Origin of the sequence: Massilia sp. CCM 8734, assembly GCF_011682155.1 — a bacterium.
GTDB classification, from domain to species: Bacteria; Pseudomonadota; Gammaproteobacteria; order Burkholderiales; family Burkholderiaceae_D; genus Telluria_A; species Telluria_A rubra.
Genome location: NZ_WHJI01000140.1, coordinates 1 through 1114 on the forward strand (window position 1 = coordinate 1; position 1114 = coordinate 1114).

The window sequence follows — 1114 nt, forward strand, 5'->3', positions numbered from 1 at the left end:
TGTCAAGTCTCGTCTGGTCATAAACACGTTTAACGAATAACTCCGGTTTGTTTTGCTGCCATTCCTTGAGCGCCTGAATCGGCGTTTTGGAACCAATGGCACGCTGCGGAATGTGGTGGTTGTACAGCTTCAGGTAGTTGAGCAAGGTCGTCTCCAAGTCGGCCTGGCTGTCGAATCGGGTCTGTTGCAGCAGTTCGCTAATTCGGCCGTTGAAGCGCTCGACCATGCCGTTTGTTTGCGGGTGACGTGGCGGTGCCAGACGGTGCTCGATGCCCATGCCCGTACAGACTTTATCGAAGGCATGCTGGCCACTGGGCTTCTTGTCTTTCATCGCAAACCGATCAGTAAATTGGGAGCCGTTGTCGGTCAGGATTTTGGTGATCTTGATCGGCGAGGCAATCTTCAGTCGGCGCAGGAAATCGACGCTACTGCTGTCGGTCATATCGTCATAGATGTGCAGAAACACCCAACGTGTCGCGCGGTCGATGGCCACGAACAGGTAGCGCCGCGACGTCTCATCCGGCATCTGCGGCAGGTATTTAATGTCGACGTGAACGAAGCCCGGCTCATAGTCCTTGAAGGTCTTCTTGGGCGAGATCGTTTCGCCCTCTGCCTTCGGAATGACATCCTCCAGGCGCGACATGCCCTCGCGCTTGAGCAGGCGGGCTATGCCTGCCCGCGAAACGGCGGCGTTGATGTACTCGCGGGTAATGTACAGCAGGTCGTCCAGCGGCAGATAGAGCGACTGTCTCAATGACAGCACGATGGTCTCCTGCGCCGCGCTCAAGGTCGTATGCAGCGTGTGGGCGCGGTGCGAACGGTCTTGTACATCGTCTCGTTTAAGCCACTTGGCAGCCGTGGCACGGGAGATATTGAAGACCTTGGCGGCCTCGCGATCGGACAGCCCAGAGTCCTTGATTTCCTGCCGGATCTTCGGCGTAGTGCGGGCTTGGGGATGAATACGTGTGCTCATAGACTGAAGTTTATGCGATGTGCTGCAACCGATGGGACGATCGCGGTGGCAAACCGGCGATCAACTCGTCAAGCACGGCCCTGGCGCGGAACAAAGCCATGCTGCGACGAGGAATATGATCGCACGAAACTAAACACCTAA

At 56.6% G+C, this 1114-nt stretch carries 1 protein-coding gene; it reads right to left on the reverse strand.

All coding sequences use genetic code 11. The features are described 5' to 3' along the window. A partial coding sequence (locus F2P46_RS35880; protein WP_166899288.1) for an IS481 family transposase occupies positions 1 to 973 on the reverse strand: 973 nt, incomplete at its 3' end. Between the last annotated feature and the right edge of the window lie 141 nt (positions 974 to 1114).